18 protein-coding genes are annotated in these 19,038 nt (G+C 47.3%); all 18 read left to right on the forward strand.

Annotation, left to right across the window (positions count from 1 at the left end; translation table 11 throughout):
• Nucleotides 1–11: 11 nt before the first annotated feature.
• A complete protein-coding gene (locus AC6RNO_RS07290) occupies nt 12–155 on the forward strand; it encodes a paeninodin family lasso peptide (protein ID WP_474682677.1) in 144 nt (47 codons plus the stop codon).
• A 117-nt stretch (nt 156–272) separates the two neighbouring features.
• The gene (locus tag AC6RNO_RS07295; RefSeq protein ID WP_497105066.1) at nt 273–1,181 is read left to right on the forward strand and encodes an HPr kinase/phosphorylase; all 909 of its coding nucleotides are present in this window, start codon (nt 273–275) and stop codon (nt 1,179–1,181) included.
• Nucleotides 1,181–1,474, forward strand: coding sequence for a lasso peptide biosynthesis PqqD family chaperone (locus AC6RNO_RS07300; RefSeq protein ID WP_497105067.1), 294 nt, complete (start codon nt 1,181–1,183; stop codon nt 1,472–1,474). Before AC6RNO_RS07295 ends, AC6RNO_RS07300 begins: the two co-directional genes overlap by 1 nt.
• 56 nt (nt 1,475–1,530) lie before the next feature.
• A complete protein-coding gene (locus AC6RNO_RS07305) occupies nt 1,531–1,929 on the forward strand; it encodes a lasso peptide biosynthesis B2 protein (RefSeq protein WP_497105068.1) in 399 nt (132 codons plus the stop codon).
• 15 nt (nt 1,930–1,944) lie between these two features.
• Nucleotides 1,945–3,138: a nucleotidyltransferase family protein gene (locus tag AC6RNO_RS07310; protein ID WP_497105069.1), complete on the forward strand. Its 1,194-nt coding sequence runs from the start codon at nt 1,945–1,947 to the stop codon at nt 3,136–3,138.
• Between the two features lies 1 nt (nt 3,139).
• Nucleotides 3,140–4,960 carry an ATP-binding cassette domain-containing protein gene (locus AC6RNO_RS07315; protein WP_497105070.1) on the forward strand — a complete coding sequence of 607 codons (1,821 nt, stop codon included), beginning with the start codon at nt 3,140–3,142 and terminating at the stop codon, nt 4,958–4,960.
• Between the two features lie 119 nt (nt 4,961–5,079).
• A complete protein-coding gene (locus AC6RNO_RS07320; RefSeq protein ID WP_497105071.1) occupies nt 5,080–5,811 on the forward strand; it encodes a glycosyltransferase in 732 nt (243 codons plus the stop codon).
• A gap of 10 nt (nt 5,812–5,821) precedes the next feature.
• Nucleotides 5,822–7,021 carry a glycosyltransferase gene (locus AC6RNO_RS07325; RefSeq protein ID WP_497105072.1) on the forward strand — a complete coding sequence of 400 codons (1,200 nt, stop codon included), beginning with the start codon at nt 5,822–5,824 and terminating at the stop codon, nt 7,019–7,021.
• A 3-nt stretch (nt 7,022–7,024) separates the two neighbouring features.
• Nucleotides 7,025–8,053: a glycosyltransferase family 2 protein gene (locus AC6RNO_RS07330; RefSeq protein WP_488435842.1), complete on the forward strand. Its 1,029-nt coding sequence runs from the start codon at nt 7,025–7,027 to the stop codon at nt 8,051–8,053.
• A gap of 16 nt (nt 8,054–8,069) precedes the next feature.
• On the forward strand, nt 8,070–9,236 hold the full coding sequence (locus tag AC6RNO_RS07335; protein WP_474682668.1) for a polysaccharide pyruvyl transferase family protein: 1,167 nt from the start codon (nt 8,070–8,072) through the stop codon (nt 9,234–9,236).
• A 10-nt stretch (nt 9,237–9,246) separates the two neighbouring features.
• Nucleotides 9,247–10,449, forward strand: a complete 1,203-nt coding sequence (locus AC6RNO_RS07340) for a glycosyltransferase (protein WP_474682667.1) — start codon at nt 9,247–9,249, stop codon at nt 10,447–10,449.
• Between the two features lie 10 nt (nt 10,450–10,459).
• Nucleotides 10,460–11,641 (forward strand): glycosyltransferase, encoded by a 1,182-nt coding sequence (locus tag AC6RNO_RS07345; protein ID WP_497105073.1) that lies wholly within the window; start codon nt 10,460–10,462, stop codon nt 11,639–11,641.
• Between the two features lie 21 nt (nt 11,642–11,662).
• Nucleotides 11,663–12,829 carry a glycoside hydrolase family 88 protein gene (locus AC6RNO_RS07350; protein WP_497105074.1) on the forward strand — a complete coding sequence of 389 codons (1,167 nt, stop codon included), beginning with the start codon at nt 11,663–11,665 and terminating at the stop codon, nt 12,827–12,829.
• 21 nt (nt 12,830–12,850) lie between these two features.
• On the forward strand, nt 12,851–13,411 hold the full coding sequence (locus AC6RNO_RS07355; protein ID WP_497105075.1) for a DapH/DapD/GlmU-related protein: 561 nt from the start codon (nt 12,851–12,853) through the stop codon (nt 13,409–13,411).
• Nucleotides 13,412–13,435: 24 nt separating this feature from the next.
• Entirely contained in the window at nt 13,436–15,001 is a 1,566-nt protein-coding gene (locus AC6RNO_RS07360) for a lipopolysaccharide biosynthesis protein (protein WP_497105076.1), read from the forward strand.
• A gap of 34 nt (nt 15,002–15,035) precedes the next feature.
• Nucleotides 15,036–16,016 carry a glucosamine inositolphosphorylceramide transferase family protein gene (locus AC6RNO_RS07365; protein ID WP_497105077.1) on the forward strand — a complete coding sequence of 327 codons (981 nt, stop codon included), beginning with the start codon at nt 15,036–15,038 and terminating at the stop codon, nt 16,014–16,016.
• Nucleotides 16,017–16,280: 264 nt separating this feature from the next.
• Complete coding sequence (locus tag AC6RNO_RS07370; protein WP_497105078.1) at nt 16,281–18,107, forward strand: SDR family NAD(P)-dependent oxidoreductase; 1,827 nt, start codon at nt 16,281–16,283, stop codon at nt 18,105–18,107.
• 23 nt (nt 18,108–18,130) lie between these two features.
• The gene (gene galU, locus AC6RNO_RS07375) at nt 18,131–19,015 is read left to right on the forward strand and encodes a UTP--glucose-1-phosphate uridylyltransferase GalU (RefSeq protein WP_474682810.1); all 885 of its coding nucleotides are present in this window, start codon (nt 18,131–18,133) and stop codon (nt 19,013–19,015) included.
• The last annotated feature ends 23 nt before the right edge of the window (nt 19,016–19,038 follow it).

Below are 19,038 nucleotides of genomic sequence, written 5' to 3' on the forward strand. Positions count from 1 at the left end.
AGGTGAAAACAATGGCAGACAAAAAAGAATGGAATAAACCGGTACTGAGCGTATTGGACGTACAAATGACCGAAGCTTCTACAACGGACGGTCCGTTTACAGACGAAGCTTATGTTCAAGGTGTTCGTTCACCGAAACCGCGCTTTACCAGCTAATTCAAACATTCTCGGCGGACAATCATTTGTAAGTTTTGAATGTGTAGAGGCCCTTATACATCAAAGCGAGTATAAGGGTTCTTCTTATTTCCATGGCAGCGATTTGGAGTGAGTTGTATGTATAAGGCTTTTGGATTGTTGATCTCAAGCGAGATTTCTTTACCTGAATTGCCGTTCGTCAATATGCCGGCGAATGAAGCCGACATTGAAATTGTCATCGACGACAACGTGAATTTTAAGTCTGAATTGGAAAATAACCCGTACGAACATATCGTGAAGGACCGGACGGTCCTGTTCTATGTTCCGGATCATGCATATTTCTGCGTTCAGGATGGCCGAACGATCAAGGTCGCTCCGATTCGCGGAGCGGACGAGAGTTTAATCCGCCTCTACATCCTTGGCTCGTGCATGGGCGCATTGTTGATGCAAAAAAACATCTACCCCCTGCACGGAAGCGCCATTGAAATCGACGGAAAGGCGTACGCCTTTATCGGGGAATCCGGCGCCGGGAAGTCCACTTTGGCCTCCGCCTTCTTAAGACGGGGCTGCCGGTTGGTCAGCGACGATGTGATTGCTGTCTCGCTGTCGAACCGCGATCGGACACCCATAGTAACGCCTTCGTATCCGCAGCAGAAGCTGTGGCAAGAGAGCTTGGACAATTTTGGCGTCGACGGCCATGAATATAAGCCGATATTCGGCAGGGAAAATAAATTTTCGATTCCGGTTCCGTCCAGCTTTTATGCAGAACCGCTGCCGCTTGCCGCTGTATTTGAACTTGGCAAGACGGAGAATGAACGTTTCGAATTCCAGCCTATTACGAAGCTGGCGCGGCTCCAGACACTTTTCACCCATACATACCGCAATTTTCTTATTCCGCGGCTTGGGCTGATGGAATGGCATTTTACCGTCTCGGCTAGCATGACGAATCACGTGGATATGTATCAAATCCGACGGTCTGCCATTAGCTTTAGCGCGCCGCAGTTAGTAGACTTCATACTCGATAAATTAAACAGGGGGAATCCATAATGAGCAAAGCTCGGGAAATATCGCTGCATGACGTGGTTAAACAAATGGAAGGTACGGTTGTAAGCGAGATGGATGGAGAAATCGTCATGCTGAGTATTGAAAAGGGCAAATACTACAATTTAGGCGATATAGGCGGGAAAATTTGGGGATTGATGGAGAACCCGGTTGCGGTTCATCAAATGGTAAGCATCCTGATTTCGGAATACAACGTGGAGCAGGCGGAATGCGAAGCGCATGTCGTCTCCTTTCTGGAGGATCTGCACAAAGAAGGGCTTATTCATATCGGAGAATAAAGATGCTGAGAAAATTAAGGGCTATACGTTCTTGGGATAGGAAAACCTTTTGCTTCATGTTGGAAGCCCTGTTCTATTTAGGCTGGGCGCGGCTGCTTATCTTGCTGCCATTCTCGAAGATAGCGCCGCAATTGGGGCAGAAAATGTTGGAGACAACCTTCGAACCTACGCCAGGCAACCACGCTGCACTCGTTCATATCCATAACGCCATTCAATCCGTGAGCGGCCATACGTTGTGGGAGAGCAAATGTTTGGTCAGAGCGATTGCCGGGCTCAAAATGTTGGAGAAACGACGAATCGAAAGCACTTTATATTTGGGAACGGCAAAGGATGAAGCGGGAAATATGATCGCACATGCCTGGCTGCGAAGCGGCCCTTACTATATTACCGGCTCGGAAGGAATGGAGAAATTCACAGTCGTTGGTAAATTTGCCAAGACAATGAACAATGACTGATTGAAGGAGTTAATCATGGATACTAATGTTCATCTCCATTGGGGCGACCTCCCCAAAGAATTAAGATTGCTTCTGTCTATGATCGGCCAGGAGGATGAACCTGCTTCACCGGATCATGCCGGGCTGTTTCACGCTATCGATTGGAATCATTTCCTCGAATTAGTGAAGCATCACCGTGTGTTCCCCCTCGTTTACAAAAAAATAAGATCGCTCAACAGTACGTCTATCCCTCCGCACGTTGTGCAGAACTTACAGCAGGAATACAAACTGAATACGTTCGAGATGCTTCGTTTTGGCGGGGAGATGGAACGCTTATGCAGGCTGCTTTCTGAGGCGTCGATTCCGTGCCTGTTTTTGAAAGGGCCTGTACTTGCCATGGAGCTGTACGGCGATCTGTCGCTCCGCTCCTCCTGCGACCTGGATATTCTCGTTCCGCTCCGGGAGCTTGATCGGGCCGAGGAGCTTTTGCTCGAACAGGGCTATGTGAAGGACGACTACTTCTCAACGACTTTAGACAATTGGAAGTGGAGGCACCATCACACTACGTACACCCACCCGCAGCGGGGGATCACGGTGGAGTTGCACTGGCGGCTTAATCCGGGCCCGTCCATTGAGCCGAGTTTTGAGCATTTATGGGAACGGAGACGGGTGAGTCCGATAAAAGGCGTATCTCTCTACTTCTTGGGCAGAGAGGATTTGTTCCTTTTTTTAATATTGCACGGGTCCCGTCACGGCTGGTCCAGACTGCGTTGGTTGGCAGATATCGATCGATTCGTCAAGCAAGCGCCGGACTGGGACAAATTATACGCCGAACTGCGTACCTATGATGCTTCGCATATTGCCGGACAAGCCCTTCATTTATGCGCGCAATTATTGCATACGCCGCAGACGGAAGCCATGGCCCTGCTTGCGGAAAAGAAACGGGCGAAGAAGCTGGCGAATGACGCCATGTTTTATTTGAAGAGGATGGTCAATTTGCACACCGACCCCGTACCGGAAGATGTGCAAAAATATCATAAACGGCATCTGTTCGCCTTGATGGGAATCCGGCAAAAGCTCCTGTTCATAGTTAGCTTCCTTCATCCGTATCCGATTGACGCCGAGATATTGCCTCTGCCGAAGAAGCTCCATTTTCTCTATTTCCCTTTGCGTCCGGTATTGTGGTTCTGGCGGACGACCAAGAAATATGTAGTGTCCGGGAGGGCGTAGAGTGAAGCAAATTTTATTTCTGACCAAACAATTATATGCGTACACGGGAAAGCTTCTCTATTTGAATTTGCTTGGGATGGTTTTCATCAGCTGTTTGGACGGCATCGGCATATTCCTCTTAATTCCGCTTATAAGTATGAGCGGCATTTTGGATATGAATACAGGAGCAGCGCCTGCGGCCGGGCTATTGCAGACCTTGCAGCAGGTCCCGGCGATGCTCGGATTGCCGCTTATTTTAGGGATTTATGTAGTGTTGGTACTCGCTCAGTCTATGCTGCAGCGGAATCTGACCATACAGGACGCCAAAATCCATACCCGGTTTATCAATCACTTGCGGCTGGAAACGTACCGTGCAATCTTGCAGGCGAATTGGAGCTTTTTTGTGAAAAAGCGCAAATCCGATCTTATTCATTCGTTGACCGGAGAGCTGGGGCAGGTTACAGGCGGGGTTCAATTATTTCTGCAATTGCTAAGCTCGTTCACTTTTACGATGATCCAGCTTGCATTCGCCTTTTGGCTGTCGGTAAAAATGACGAGTTTCGTGCTGCTGTGCGGTTTCGCGCTGCTTCTCTGCTCCAGGACGTTTATTTACCGGTCGCAGGCGGTTGGGGGCCGCTTGTTAGAGCTGGCGAAGGTCTACCTTGCCGGGATCACGGATCACTTCAACGGCATCAAAGATATTAAAAGCAACAGGCTGGAAGAACCGCGGTACCGCTGGCTCCAGGACTGGTCGGATGAGACCGAGCGCGAACGGATAAAGCAGGTCAAGCTGGCGACTCAATCGCAGCTGCTCTATAAAGTCACTTCAGCGGTGCTCATCGCTGTATTTATTTATGTGTCTTTAACGCTGTTCAAGTCCGAGCAGGGGCAGCTGTTGATGATCGTCGTCATATTTTCCCGGCTGTGGCCGCGATTTATAAGCATCCAATCGAACCTGGAGTCGATGGCGTCGATGATTCCGGCATTCCGGATGCTGATTGGGCTTCAAGAGGAATGCAAGGCCGCGAAGGAACTCGATGGAATCGGCGGGCATCCGGCCGAAAGCGTCGAGCGGCTTCGCATCGAGCAAGGATTCGAATGCCGCGATGTATATTTTCGCTATAATCCGGAGGAGTCGCTGTATGCTCTTCAAGGGGTTAGTCTGAAAATTCCGTCCTGCCGAATGACGGCGATTGCAGGAAGATCCGGGGCGGGGAAGAGCACTTTAATCGATATATTAATGGGATTGATGCAGCCGGAAAGCGGCCAAATTCTTGTCGACGGCGTACCGCTTACTGCGGAGAAGCTGGTGTCGCTGCGGCATTCCGTTAGCTACGTTCCCCAGGACCCGTTTTTATTTAATGCCAGCATTCGGGAAAATCTGTTGATGATTGCGCCGGATGCCGCCGAGGAGCAAATGTGGGAAGCGCTGGAGTTTGCGGCTGTCGATGAGCTGGTCCGCAAGCTGCCGCAAGGACTGGATACGTTGATCGGCGATCGGGGGGTCAGACTCTCGGGCGGTGAGCGGCAGCGGCTGGTGTTGGCCCGGGCAATTTTGAAGAAGCCGTCTATTCTCGTTCTGGATGAAGCGACGAGCGCGCTGGATACGGAGAATGAAGCGAGAATTCAACAAGCTTTGGAAAAAATACAAGGCAAGATGACCATTATTGTCATCGCCCATCGGTTGTCGACGATTCGCAACGCGGATCAAGTGATCGTCATGGATAACGGCCGAATTGTTCAGGCAGGCGGGTTCGAACAATTAGCGCTGGAGAAAGGCGGTCTGTTCGCCGGCTTGCTGGGAAATCAAAGCCCGAATCTAAGCATCGGCGCGGCGAACTAACGGACACAATGATTGACACGTTCTTTATAAAGAACTACAATGAAGATGAATTATTGTAGAAATTGCCATTTATGTTCTCTGTGGAGAACGATTGATTAGTTCTTAGGGGGAGCTTTCCGTTGAATATCATTCCCAAAACGATTCACTATTGTTGGTTTGGCGGTAATGAAAAGCCAGATATCGTCAAGCGGTGCATGGACAGCTGGAAACGTAACCTGCCGGGGTATGAATTTATCGAATGGAATGAACATAACTTCGACGTTCGATGCAATTCATACGTTCAAGGGGCTTATGAAGCCCGGAAATTCGCTTTTGTCAGCGATTACGCCAGGGCCAGCGCCCTGTATCACTATGGCGGCATTTATTTGGATACCGATGTTGAGGTGTACAAGCCTTTTGACGATTTGCTGCATCACGATTCGTTCTGGGGATTCGAGCAGGAAAACTACATTGCGACGAGCACGATCGGGGCTGCAAAGGGCAACCTGTTGTTAAAGCAATTTGTCGACTCCTATGAAGGCATTGATTTCAAGAGAGAAGACGGGAGCTACAACGATTTAACGAATGTGGCGATGATTACTGAAATTCTCCGAAGCAAGGGGCTTCAGCTCAATGGGGAATACCAAGAAATCAAGGACATTGGCGCCTTTTATCCCCAGACTTATTTTTCTCCTTACGATTACATTAATTGTAGAAAATTCATCACGGAACAAACCTATGCGATGCACTATTTTCATAAAAGCTGGCTGCCGCCTAAAGTCAGATTGAAGAGCAATCTCAAGCATTTGGCAGCCAAAATTATTGGCGGAGACAACATAGCGCGAATTCGCAAATTAGTGACAAAAGCATAGGAGCACAGTCATGAAAAATATATTAATCGCATCCTACGACATGGAAGTCGGCGGGGTGGAACGAAGCCTGATCAGTATGCTTGAAAATTTCGACTATGACAAGTATGCCGTCGATTTGATGCTGTACCGGCATCAGGGCGATTTTATGGGGATGATTCCATCCCAAGCCAGATTGCTGGACGAAGTCTCTTCCTACACAACCTTCAGAAAGTCGATTGGCGAGATTGTGAGGGAGAGGCAATACGTGATCGGCGCATCCAGAATCGTTTCCAAGCTGGCGGCCACGTACATGGGCAGAAGGAAAGGGATCGCGGAACCGGGCTATTACCAAATGCAGCTCATGTGGAAATACGCCCTGCCCTTTTTGCCCAAGGCGGACAAAGAGTACGATATCGCGATCAGCTATCTGTGGCCGCATGACTTTGTCGCTGCAAAGGTGAAAGCGCGGACGAAGATCGCCTGGATCCACACGGACTATTCGACTGTGGAGACGAACGTCGGCATGGACCTCAAAATATGGGACCAATTTCATCATATTATTGCGGTGTCGGAAGCCTGCAAGCAATCTTTTTTGGTTAAGTACCCTACGCTGAAAACCAAAGTTAGCGTCATCGAAAACATAACCTCCCCTGCGTTTGTTAAGCGTATGTCGCTGCACAAAGCAGAGGATTCGATCGCTCCGGATCATCGGTTCAAGCTTGTCACAGTAGCCAGGCTATCGAATGCAAAAGGAATCGATCAAGCCGTGCGGGCATTGAAGATTTTGCACGACAGGGGTTACGGCGGCCAAATTGCCTGGTATGTCGTCGGATATGGCGGAGATGAGGCTATGCTGAAAGAACTAATCGAGCGGAACGGCCTCTCCGGCAGCTTTGTTTTGCTGGGGAAAAGGACGAATCCCTATCCTTATATGAAGGATTGCGATCTCTACGTCCAGCCTTCGCGCTATGAAGGGAAAGCCGTCACCGTGACCGAGGCCAAAATTTTAGGCAAGCCGGTCTTAATTACCAATTACTCGACGGCTGCGAGCCAGATCGAGGACGGCGTTGACGGGGTTGTTTGCGGGTTGAGCGAAGAGGGGATCGCGGATGGCATTGAAGGACTGTACAAGAACCGCGAGTTAAGAAAAGCGTTATCAGACCATTTGGAAGCCCAAGATCATAGTAATAGCGACGAGTTGGAAAAGCTGTATCGATTGATGGGAGCTTAAGTCATGAGTGTCAAAGTTAGTGTAATCGTTCCTGTTTATAACGCTGAGCGCTACATCGTCCCATGTATGGAATCGCTCCTTGAGCAGACATTGCGCGAATGTGAATTTATTTTCGTAAATGACGGCTCCCGGGACAACAGCCGTGCTGCCATCGAGCGGTATATGCAACAAGATCATAGAATCAAGCTGATCGATCAAGAGAACCAGGGCGTGAGCATGGCAAGGAATGCCGGCTTGGAGCGCGCGGTCGGGGAGTATGTGGGGTTCGTCGACGCAGATGACTACATTGAGTCCGATATGTTCGAGCTGTTGTACGACACAGCAAGACGAAGCGGCTGCGATGCGATCATCTCCAATTTTGAGAGTGAGTTGAGCGGTCATCAAGTGGTTACGCGATATCCGTTTCCTGCGAGCACTGTTTTAAGGGAAGATTACATTGCCCGGGAGATTCTGCCTTATTTTATCAAGCATGACGATTTGAATACGGTTTGCAGCAAGCTTTATAAGGGAGAGGTTCTGCGCAGCCGGCGGGTGAAATTTCCGAAAGGCGTTGCGCTGGGGGAAGACGGCATGTTTAACCTGGAGTTCTTCAGAAGCGCCGCGGCGGTTCAATACATAGACTACACCGGATACCATTACCGGGAGGTGGCGGGGAGCGCTACGAGAAACATTTTGCAAAAAGATTATTTTCAGCGGGCGCTTGATGTATATGCATTGGATTTGACCCGGGTCATCGGCGGTACCCTGGAAAAGGACGAAATCCGGCGGCTGCAATCGATCAAATTGATCCATAGTGTCATGTCCTATATTTATATATATTTTACCTCTCCGGAGGTGGGATTCGGCAAAAGGTATGCCTTGGTAAAGAAAATGATACACAATGTGCACGTTAGAGAGGCTCTGCCTGCATATATTCGCGAAATGTCCGGCAGGCAAGGGCGTTACGATAAGTATATTGTGGAGTTGATGAAACGGAAATCGACGTTTGGCCTTTACTGCGCTACCGCATACAGCAGACTGAGGAATAAATAACGAGGGGGATCGGATAATGAAAATTATGATGTTTGCCCATGACGGGAGTTTGAATAGAGGCTGCGAGGCCATCGTGCGCTCCTCTACTTCGCTTATTAAGGAACAAATCCAGGGGGTGCAGGTGTACCTGGCTTCGGGAAAGCCTGAAACCGATCGGGTCATCGAGACGTTGGACGGCATCTACGACGGATCGCCGCAAAGCATTAAAAAGTATTCATATGACTGGTTGCTATCTTCACTTAAGGTGAAGTTTTTTAATGATGAATCGTATGCCTTGGGCAGAATCCACAACAAAATCATTAAACATATAGACCATATGGACGTATGTTTATCGATCGGCGGGGACAATTATTGCTATGGCGAACAGCCTGGATGGTATGAGATCGACAGGAGGGTCAAGGCGCAAGGGAAGAAATTGGTTCTGTGGGGCTGCTCAATCGGGGCTGAAGATTTGTCGGAAAGAAAATTGCAGGATTTGCGGTTGTTCGACCTCATTCTTGCCCGCGAAACCCTTACGTATGAGCTGTTAAGGAGCCACGGGCTAACGAATGTCAAATTGTGCGCGGATGCCGCGTTTACGATGGAAAAAGAGGAACTGGCTCTGCCTGAAGGTTGGCAGGAAGGCAACACCATCGGGCTCAACTTCAGTCCGCTCGTCTGGAAGCGAAATAAAGATTCGCAAGTCGCCGTAAGGGAATTGATTTCCCACATCTTGCATACGACTGATTCGACCATTGCGCTTACGCCGCATGTCATCGAAGCGGGGAACGATGATTACGAAGTTCTAAAAAGCTACTACGGCGAATTCAAGGATACCGGCCGGGTCATTCTGCTGCCGAATAACTTAAATGCCATCCAGTACAAAGGATACATCGCCAGAATGAGGTTCTTTATCGGAGCCAGGACACACGCTACGATCGCTGCGTATTCCAATTATGTTCCGACGATGGTGCTCGGCTACAGTGTGAAATCGAAGGGCATTGCCAAAGATTTATTCGGCGAAGAGAAGCTGGTTCTGGGGATCGAGGAAATCGCGACAGGCAGCAAACTCATCGCCAAGTTTAATGAAATGTTCAGCGAGGAGCAGGCGATTAAAGAAAAGCTGAAGCAAGCGATCCCGCAGATTAAGAAGATGTCCTACAAAGCGGTTGAATATTTGAACGAGCTAGTCAAAGCCGTTTGAGATGAGACGAATGATGAAGCGTGAGAAGCATTTGCTATTTGTTATGCCTGACTTATCCGCAGGCGGCGGGGAAAAGAGTCTTGTCAATCTGTTATCCCAAATCGATTACGGCGAGTATCGTGTAGACCTGGTCCTGTTCAATAGATCCGGCGTGTTTATTCATTCTTTGCCCAAAGAAGTGAACCTGCTCGACATGCCTGAGAATCACCGGATTTTTTCGGACGGGTTAAAGAGCTCGTTGGGCAGATTTATATTGAAAGGGCGGGTGGATCTGGCGTACTCCAGATTCATGTTCAGCTTGAAGAATCGTATGATCAAGGATCAAGCGATCTCCGAGCAAAACACCTGGAAATATTATAGTAGATCTTTGGATGTGTTAGATAAAGAGTACGACGCTGCAATCGGATATTTGGAGAAATCCTCTATTTATTTTGTTGTAGAGAAGGTGCGGGCGAAGAAAAAGATCGGCTGGATTCATACGAATTACTCCACCTCAGGGATGGACGGGGAATTCGACACGCCGTATTTCTCCCGCCTGGATTATCTCGTTACCGTATCCGAAGAATGCGCCAAATCGCTGGTGTTTCATTTTTCCCATTTACAAAACAGAGTGAAAGTCATTTACAATATCGTGTCCCCTTCCATCATCAATCAATTGTCGCAAAACGATACGCCTGTCGAAATGGTGACCGATGCGAAATGCACGAAAATCGTTACGGTCGCCAGATTAAGCAATGAAAAAGGCATTGATCTGGCGATCGAGTCATGCAGATTGTTGATAAGCAAGGGTTATTCCGTACAATGGTACGTGCTTGGCGAGGGCGGCGAACGGGAACAATTGGAGCAGTTAATCGCAACCCATGGCTTGGAACCTCATTTCAAATTGCTGGGTATCAAAGAGAACCCTTATCCGTATATCAAGGCGTCCGATATTTACGTTCAGCCGTCCCGATATGAAGGGAAGTCGATTGCCATAGACGAGGCCAAAATTCTTCGGAAACCGATTGTCGTCACCGGCTTTGAAACGGCAAAAGATCAAATCCAGCATGGCACCGACGGGCTCATTGTGGAATTAAGCGAAGACGGATTATGCGAAGGCATTGAGACGCTTATCAAAGACAAGGCGATGAAGGAACGGCTGGTGGACACTCTTAGCAAACAAAAGCTGGGGACCGAAGAAGAAATTCGTAAATTGTACGAAATAATCAATTAGGTGGTAGCTTGTGAAAAAAAGACTGCTGTTTATTATTAACAACCTGGATTGCGGCGGAGCGGAGAAGGCGTTAATTTCCTTATTGGAAACAATCGACTATGCGAGCTATGAGGTGGATCTGTTCCTGTTTAAACACCAGGGCCTATTTTTCAACAGCATACCTAAACAGGTTCATATATTGGAAGAGCCCGAGGAATATCAATATTTTGACATGCCGTTGAAGAAAGCGGCAGCCGATTGTTTGAAGAAAGGCCGTTTCTCTATTGCGTTCTCCAGATTTTGTGTAAGTTATATTTTCAGAAATGAACGCAACCGGGCCAAAGTTGATCAACGGGCTTGGGCCTACATTGCCAGATCGATGCAAGCCGTTAACAAGAGATACGATGCAGCGATTGCCTATTTGGAAAAGAATCCGATTTATTATTGCGTGGACAAGGTCATTGCAAGTAAAAAAATAGGGTTTATCCACAACGATTATGACAAATTAGGAATGGACCCGGACATGGATAGCGCGTATTTTTCCCAATTGGATCATATCGTTACAGTATCCGAGCAATGTGCCGCAGTACTAAAGCATAGATTCCCTGAGTTTCAGGACAAAATTGAAGTGATGCACAACATCGTATCTCCTAAAATGATTCATAACATGGCATCCGAACGGGCTGAAATGGCTGCAGACGGCGTGAAGCTGGTTTCGGTTGGCAGGCTTGTTTACCAGAAAGGATTCGAGCTGGCCATCGACGCGTGCAAAGACTTGGTTCAATCCGGGTACAAGGTTACCTGGTATATTATCGGGGAGGGCGAAGATCGGGCCAAGCTTGAGGCGATGATTGCCGACCGGCAGCTGCAGCACAACGTCATTCTGTTGGGCATTCGCGAAAATCCGTATCCATACATAAGGGAAGCGGATATTTACGTGCAGCCCTCCCGGTTCGAGGGGAAATCCATTGCCTTGGATGAAGCGAAAATCTTGCACAAACCGATTGTCGTTACGAATTACAGTACGGTAAAAGATCAGATTGTACATGAGGTCAACGGATGGATTGTAGAAATGAACGCCGCAGCAGTGTCTCACGGTATCAAAAGACTGTTGGATGATGAGGCTCTGAGAAGCGGGCTGATCCGCAATCTGTCCATGGAGAAGCTGGGGACGGAAGCGGAGATCGGCAAATTGTACGCATTTGTGGAGTAGTGTAGAGAGGACATAACGACGATGATTCATATAGCAGGCTGGGCTGCGCTTGGCATCCTTATACTCATTTTATTGGTGGATTTGATTCCTATCGGCACGGATTGGCTAAGCCGAATCCATATTGGGCGGTATGACGACAAGCGGCGGTGGAATCAAGCGATTACGGCAACCGGCATGAAGTGGCTGACAAATACGCCGAAGATGAAGGTGACCGACAATACAAGATTAGTCGCTATCGATATGATCAAAGGCAATTATTCCAGCAGTGCCATTCAGCACTGGCAGGAAGCGTCATTGCTTCTTGGCTTAGCCGAATATGTACGGCATCATGACGATGCGCAAGCTAAGAGGAGCATTCAATCGTATCTGCAGCAAAAATTCGACCGGGACGGCCAATGGGTGAACAAGCCTGTACATGTGGATGGAGCTATTCTCGCTTACGCGGTCATGAAGCTCGAATTTATCGACATCGATGTCTACAAGCCGGCTTTGGACGCCACTTGGGAGTTGATCAGGGAGCATATCGGCAAAGATGGGACTGCTGCTTATCGAAAAGCTATGCAGAGCTACCGGTATGTGGACACGATCGGGTTTATATGCCCTTTTCTCATCGCTTATGGGCTCAGGTACGACAAGGAAGAGTGTGTAGACTTGGCCGTTAAGCAAATCCAGGCGTATGAGCAATACGGAATGCTGGACGGGCACTTTATACCTTGTCATGCTTACCAGATCGACAACAAGGCGCCTCTTGGACTGTACGGATGGGGAAGAGGACTGGGGTGGTTCGCCATCGGCTTAATCGATGCGTGGAACGAGCTTCCCGAAGACCATGCCTATAAGTCCGTATTGGAGGGAAGTGTACAGAGATTCGCCAAAGCCGTTATTTCGTTCCAACAACCCGGCGGGAATTGGAATTGGACGGTTACCAGAGCGGAATCCCGGCCGGATTCTTCGGCTACGGCTACGCTTGGCTGGTTTTTGCTGAACGCGGCAAAGATCGAAGCGATTTCGGAGGACTGTTCGGAGAGCTCCGACCGGGCGATCGGATACCTGATGAAGGTAACGAGACGAAACGGAGCCGTGGATTTCTCCCAAGGCGATACGAAGGATATCGGCGTGTATTCCATGTTGTTTAATATTTTGCCGTTCACCCAGGGCTTCTGTATTCGTATGATGAACAAATTATGAAATATAAGGTAGTGTACATTCATGCTAATGAAAATGATGAATTTTCTAAGGGCCAGAATAAGAAAAGTTATTTTAGAAGAAAAGTGGATGGAAGATTATATTAAAATGGGGATGAAAATAGGGGATAACTGCGCTATTCAGCCAGGTGTTGTTTTTGATTATTCCCATTGTTGGTTAATTCAGATCGGCAATAACGTCACCATTGCTCCGGAGGCTTATTTATTGGCACATGATGCCAGCACTAAAAAGTTAATTAACTTTACAAAGCTTGGAAGTATAACTATTGAAGATAATGTATTTATAGGTGCAAGAGCGTTAATCATGCCTGGAGTTACAATTGGCAGGAATTCTATCGTTGCGGCTGGGAGTATCGTTACAAAATCGGTACCTGAAGACAGTATTGTTGCCGGTAACCCTGCCAAAGTCATTTCTGCGATTGACAGCTATCTGGAAAAAAGTAACGAACTAATGAGACAGGCAAAAGTGTATGACAAAAGCTTCACTTTGAACGGAAAGGTTTCCCTTGCCGATAAGGAAAGCATGTACAGAGAGCTTCGTAATACAATAGGTTATGTTGAATAAAAGCAGCCAACAGTGGGAGTTAACATGAGAATACAACATTCCATACTCAATATAAGTGCCGGGTTAGGTAGTCAGCTGCTGATTACGATACTTAGTTTTTTTTCGAGGACAGTGTTTATCCATACCCTTGGTTTAGATTATTTGGGTGTGAACGGGTTGTTTACGAGCATCTTGGCTATGCTTTCTTTGGCTGAGGCCGGATTTGGATCGAGCATTATATACAGCTTGTATAAACCTGTTGCGGATAACGACAAAGAAAAAATTAAGGCTCTCATGCATTTGTACAAACAAGCATACCGGATCATAGCGCTAGTCATCCTGCTGCTGGGTCTGGGATTGATGCCGTTCCTTCATCTATTCGTCAAAGATGCGAATGTAGCCAACCTGCATTGGATCTACCTGATTTTTCTGATCAACACGGTTGCGCCTTATTTTTTTCAATATAAAAGCTCGTTCTTAAACGTAAATCAAAAGGGTTACATCATCACCGGAATCTATTCGATCTCCTCGATCCTTTCGATGCTTCTGAAAATCGTTCTTTTGCAATTCACGCAAAATTACATCTTATATCTGGTTATCGATAGTGTGATTACGATTGCCAACGGGTTCATTATGTTCATGCTCGTTGATCGGAGATACCCGTTCCTGAAAGAGAAAACAAGAGAGGGACTGGACCCTGAGATCAAGAGGAGCATCACTAAAAATATTAAAGCAATCCTGCTGCAAAATATCGGCGCTTATTTAATTTTCGGCACGGACAATATTATTATTTCGTCTTTTGTCAGCGTAGCGGCCGTAGGCTTGTATTCCAACTACAATATGCTCATCGAAATATGCAGAACGTTCATTAATCAGATATTCAACAATATATACCACAGCGTGGGAAATTTGGTGGCCAAGGAAAGCCAGGATAAAGTTTATCAAGTGTATAAAGTATACTGGTTGGTGAATTTCTGGCTGTATTCGTTTTTCGCGATATTCCTCTATGTGATTTCGGAGCCTTTTATTTCGCTGTGGATAGGCCCTTCATTTATTATGGACCACGCGGTGCTGATCGTTCTTATGGTTACATTTTATGAGAGAGGCATGAGAAATTCCATTACAACGGTGAAAACGACCGCCGGTATTTTTCATGAGGATCGTTATGCGCCTTTATGCCAAGCTGCTGTAAATCTCGGATTCTCCATTTGGCTGGTGCAGTACTGGGGGATTATCGGTGTATTTCTGGGGACGCTGATCAGCGCTCTGGTCATTCCCGTATGGACAACTCCGTATCTTGTCTATAAGAAGGTATTTAACAAACCGTTACGAACGTATTTTGCAACCTATTTCTTCTATGTGGTTATTGGATTAGGAACCTGCGTTGGGACGAGTCTGATTTGCCGGATGATTGCTCCGGATAACTTGTGGAAGCTAATACTGACCGGTGCGGTCGCATTTGTTGTGCCGAACCTCATTTATGTAGCTATTTTTCGTAAAACGGGAGAGTTTGTGTATATATGGACGATCGCCAGGCGGATGACCGGCATGGTGTTTGAGAAAGCCGCGCAGTTGGGTAAAAAGAGGAAAGTAGAGAAGATGTCTTCCTGATTCATCCATATCATACATTAAAGGAGGGTTGCTCATGGTTCAATGTTTGATCGCAATTGTAGCTGTCGGAATGACGATGCTGCTCGTGAAAAGATACAACCGGGTTATGGATTCGCACATATGGTCGATCCGTGTATTTAGCTCCGATAACTTTATCCAGGACGCTCCAATGGACGAAAAATTAAGCCGGCCGACTTTGCAAGCTTCGGATATTACCGATGCAGCTGCGGAATTAGTCGCGGATCCGTTCTTATACAAACACGGCTCTACCATTTACTTGTTCTTTGAAGTGTACAATAAGGCCACTGAAAAAGGAGAAATAGGCTTAGCCACAAGCACGGACGGAGAGAACTGGACTTACGAGAAAATCGTATTAGCGGAAAAGTTTCACTTATCCTATCCGCAAGTGTTTGCGTTTCAAGGCGAAATTTATATGCTGCCGGAATCGATTGCCGCGACCAAGGTGCTGTTATACAGAGCAACAAACTTTCCGTATGAGTGGGAGATCGCTCATGAGCTGCTGCATAGTAAATATGCGGACCCTTCCATATTCCGATATCGAGAGATGTGGTGGATGCTGGCCGGCATAGATGGGCACTTACATTTATTTCATTCGCAAAATCTCGAAGGAGATTGGAAAGAGCATAAGAAAAGCCCCCTGATTAAAAGCGACATAGGTATTACTCGTCCGGGCGGAAGAGTCATTGTGGATAACAATGCGATCTACAGGTATACGCAGCAAGGCGAGCCTTACTATGGGCATTCGGTTAATCTGTTTAAAATCACAACTCTTACGGAAGACGATTTTGCGGAAGAGCGGATCGATACGGTTTTAAGCGGCACGAATAAGGAGAATGACTGGAGAAAAGACGGCATGCATCATATCGACCAATTAAAAATCAATGACAATAAGTGGCTAATAGCCGTTGACGGCCACAGGTTTGAAAAGAAACATTATTTCAGCTGGAAAATGGATCGCCTCGCAAGCAAGATTCATCATCTGCTTAAAGCGTGATAACTAAGTGTCCGAACTCACGGTTAATTTATGAATTGACATGTTCTTTATAAAGAACTACAATTGAACTGTAACTGATGTGAAAGTTCGCCGCGGCACTTCTGTACTCCGCTCATCGTACGGTATTTTTCAAAAAATGCTCTGCTATGATCCGTTTTAAAGAAATCGTATACCTGTTTTCCATATTTTTTTTGCCTTTGCTGTTCTTTATAAAGAATGGCAACGATTAAATAGTTTTAAAATGATCCGAAAGGGTGAAATCGTTTGACATATCGCCAGAGGTATTCATTATTAATCTCCTTGGATTCGTTGATCGTGTTAACCGCTGTCTTCTTCAGCAGTTTTCTGGTGAACGCCACGGTCCATGTGATCACGGTACCCATCATCATTAGCGCGCTCGTACTGCTGCTAAGCCATCATTTTTTCTCATTTGTGTACAAGTTGTACAAAAAAGCGTGGGAATACGCGAGTGTCGGAGAACTGCTCATTATTTTGAAGGCAGTGACCTTTTCGATTCTGGTTACGGGATTCGTACAACTCATAATGCTGGATACGACTTTCCTTCGCTTGCTGGGCGTGACCTGGATGCTGCATATGCTTTTGATCGGGGGCTCGCGCTTCGGTTGGAGAATGTTCCGCGATACTTATATCAGGCAGGATGACAGTAAAAAACGGACGCTGATCGTCGGGGCCGGGGCCGCAGGGACTATGGTAGCGAGACAATTAATTCAGAACAACGATTCGGAATTGAAGCCGATCGCATTTATTGACGATAATCCGAAAAAACAGAACCTGGATATATTAGGAATTTCGGTGGTGGGCGGAACGGGCCAAATTGAGCGGATCGTTCAGGAATTGAAAATCGACAACATCATTATAGCCATCCCGTCATTAAACAAAAAACAGCTCAACGCCATTTTCCAGGAATGCGCGAAAACAAAAGCCAAAACCAAAATTCTTCCGATGCTGGAAGACCTGGTTACAGGGAAGGTATCGGTTAGCAAGTTCAGGGATGTACAGGTCGAAGATCTGTTGGGCCGGGAGCCCGTTGAATTGGACATGGGCAGTATCTCGGAATACATAAAAGACAAAGTTGTGCTGGTAACAGGGGCGGGCGGTTCCATCGGTTCCGAAATTTGCCGTCAAATTGCCCAATTCCATCCGGAGAAGCTGGTTTTATTGGGGCATGGCGAGAACAGCATCTATTCGGCGGAAATAGAACTGAAGGAAATGTTTGCACATACGAACATCAAGTTTTATACGGAAATCATGGATATCCAAGACGCCAAAAAAATGCTTGAAGTGATGCAGTTCCACCGGCCGGATGTTGTGTATCACGCCGCGGCGCATAAGCATGTGCCGTTGATGCAGCGCAATCCGGAGGAAGCGGTCAAGAACAATGTCATCGGGACTATGAATGTCGCCAGGGCGGCAAGCCAGAGCGGCGTAGGGAAATTCGTTATGATCTCTACCGATAAGGCGGTTAACCCGACCAGCGTGATGGGAGCTACGAAGAGATTGGCGGAAATGATCGTCCAGCACATGGATACGATTAGCAGCACGACGTTCGTCGCTGTTCGCTTCGGCAACGTATTGGGCAGCCGTGGCAGTGTGATCCCGAGATTCAAAACACAAATTCAAAATGGCGGGCCGGTAACGGTCACTCATCCTGACATGGTTCGTTACTTTATGACGATCCCGGAAGCATCCAGGCTGGTTATTCAAGCGGGAGCTTTGGCCAGGGGCGGGGAGATTTTCGTCCTTGATATGGGCGAACCGGTCAAAATCGTCGATTTGGCCAAAAACCTGATCAAGCTGTCCGGGAACTCTATCGAGGATATCGGAATCGAGTTTAATGGAATGAGGCCGGGCGAGAAGCTGTACGAGGAACTGTTAGCGGAAGACGAGGTTCATAAGCAACAAGTATTCCCCAAAATTTATATAGGCAAGACGGCGGGTCTCTTCATATCGGAGATTGAGGAAATCATCGAGATCTACCCGACTCTTGACATCCAAACGCTGAAAAATCTGCTGCTCGACGTAGCCAATGGCAAAGTAGAACGCAACAAGCTTGTATCTGCCGTAATTTGAATGAAGAAGAGGGGTTCACAGTCATAATGAAGGTAAGAAAAGCGATCATTCCTGCAGCCGGGTTAGGCACAAGGTTTCTGCCTGCGACCAAGGCAATGCCCAAAGAAATGCTGCCTATCGTAGATAAGCCGACGATTCAATACATTATCGAAGAAGCAGTGGAGTCGGGGATCGAAGATATTATCATCGTAACGGGCAAAGGCAAGAGAGCTATTGAGGATCACTTCGATAACTCTTTTGAATTGGAGCAAAATTTATTGGAAAAGAAGAAATACGAATTGCTCAGCGAGGTTCAAAAATCCTCCAATATGGTAGATGTTCATTATATCCGCCAGAAGGAGCCGAAAGGTCTCGGGCATGCTATCTGGTGTGCGCGTAAATTCATAGGCAATGAGCCGTTTGCCGTACTGCTCGGAGACGACATCGTCTCTGCGGAAAAGCCCTGCCTTTTGCAGATGATCGAACAATATGACCGCTATCACGGTTCCATCATCGGGGTCAAGCACGTGAGGGATGAAGAAGTCTCCAGATATGGAATTGTAGACGGGAAAGCGATGGACGAACGGATATACAACGTCAGCAACTTGGTTGAGAAACCGCAGGCGGGATCAGCGCCATCCAATCTGGCAATTATGGGACGCTATATTTTAAGTCCGCGGATTTTTGAGGTTTTGGGAAATCAGGGGCCGGGGGCCGGCGGTGAAATCCAGCTTACCGATGCCATTGCGCAGTTGAACCGGCATGAAGCGGTTTTCGCCTATGAGTTCGAAGGGATTCGGTATGATGTGGGCGAGAAATTAGGCTTTATTCAAACGACCATCGAATTCGCCTTGCAGCGGGAAGATTTGCGAAGCCATTTGCTGGATTACCTTACTCAAGTTATGGACAAAGAAGCAGCGCGCAACTAATTTTATGGACTGTGAACGGATGG

The organism is Paenibacillus sp. sgz302190 (assembly GCF_059820445.1).

Bases quoted from the DNA above. Each gene is read 5' to 3' on its own strand.
- AC6RNO_RS07290 (WP_474682677.1), top strand. From the start codon at position 12: ATGGCAGACAAAAAAGAATGGAATAAACCGGTACTGAGCGTATTGGAC.
- AC6RNO_RS07295 (WP_497105066.1), top strand. From the start codon at position 273: ATGTATAAGGCTTTTGGATTGTTGATCTCAAGCGAGATTTCTTTACCT.
- AC6RNO_RS07300 (WP_497105067.1), top strand. From the start codon at position 1,181: ATGAGCAAAGCTCGGGAAATATCGCTGCATGACGTGGTTAAACAAATG.
- AC6RNO_RS07305 (WP_497105068.1), top strand. From the start codon at position 1,531: ATGTTGGAAGCCCTGTTCTATTTAGGCTGGGCGCGGCTGCTTATCTTG.
- AC6RNO_RS07310 (WP_497105069.1), top strand. From the start codon at position 1,945: ATGGATACTAATGTTCATCTCCATTGGGGCGACCTCCCCAAAGAATTA.
- AC6RNO_RS07325 (WP_497105072.1), top strand. From the start codon at position 5,822: ATGAAAAATATATTAATCGCATCCTACGACATGGAAGTCGGCGGGGTG.
- AC6RNO_RS07330 (WP_488435842.1), top strand. From the start codon at position 7,025: ATGAGTGTCAAAGTTAGTGTAATCGTTCCTGTTTATAACGCTGAGCGC.
- AC6RNO_RS07335 (WP_474682668.1), top strand. From the start codon at position 8,070: ATGAAAATTATGATGTTTGCCCATGACGGGAGTTTGAATAGAGGCTGC.
- AC6RNO_RS07340 (WP_474682667.1), top strand. From the start codon at position 9,247: ATGATGAAGCGTGAGAAGCATTTGCTATTTGTTATGCCTGACTTATCC.
- AC6RNO_RS07350 (WP_497105074.1), top strand. From the start codon at position 11,663: ATGATTCATATAGCAGGCTGGGCTGCGCTTGGCATCCTTATACTCATT.
- AC6RNO_RS07355 (WP_497105075.1), top strand. From the start codon at position 12,851: ATGCTAATGAAAATGATGAATTTTCTAAGGGCCAGAATAAGAAAAGTT.
- AC6RNO_RS07360 (WP_497105076.1), top strand. From the start codon at position 13,436: ATGAGAATACAACATTCCATACTCAATATAAGTGCCGGGTTAGGTAGT.
- AC6RNO_RS07365 (WP_497105077.1), top strand. From the start codon at position 15,036: ATGGTTCAATGTTTGATCGCAATTGTAGCTGTCGGAATGACGATGCTG.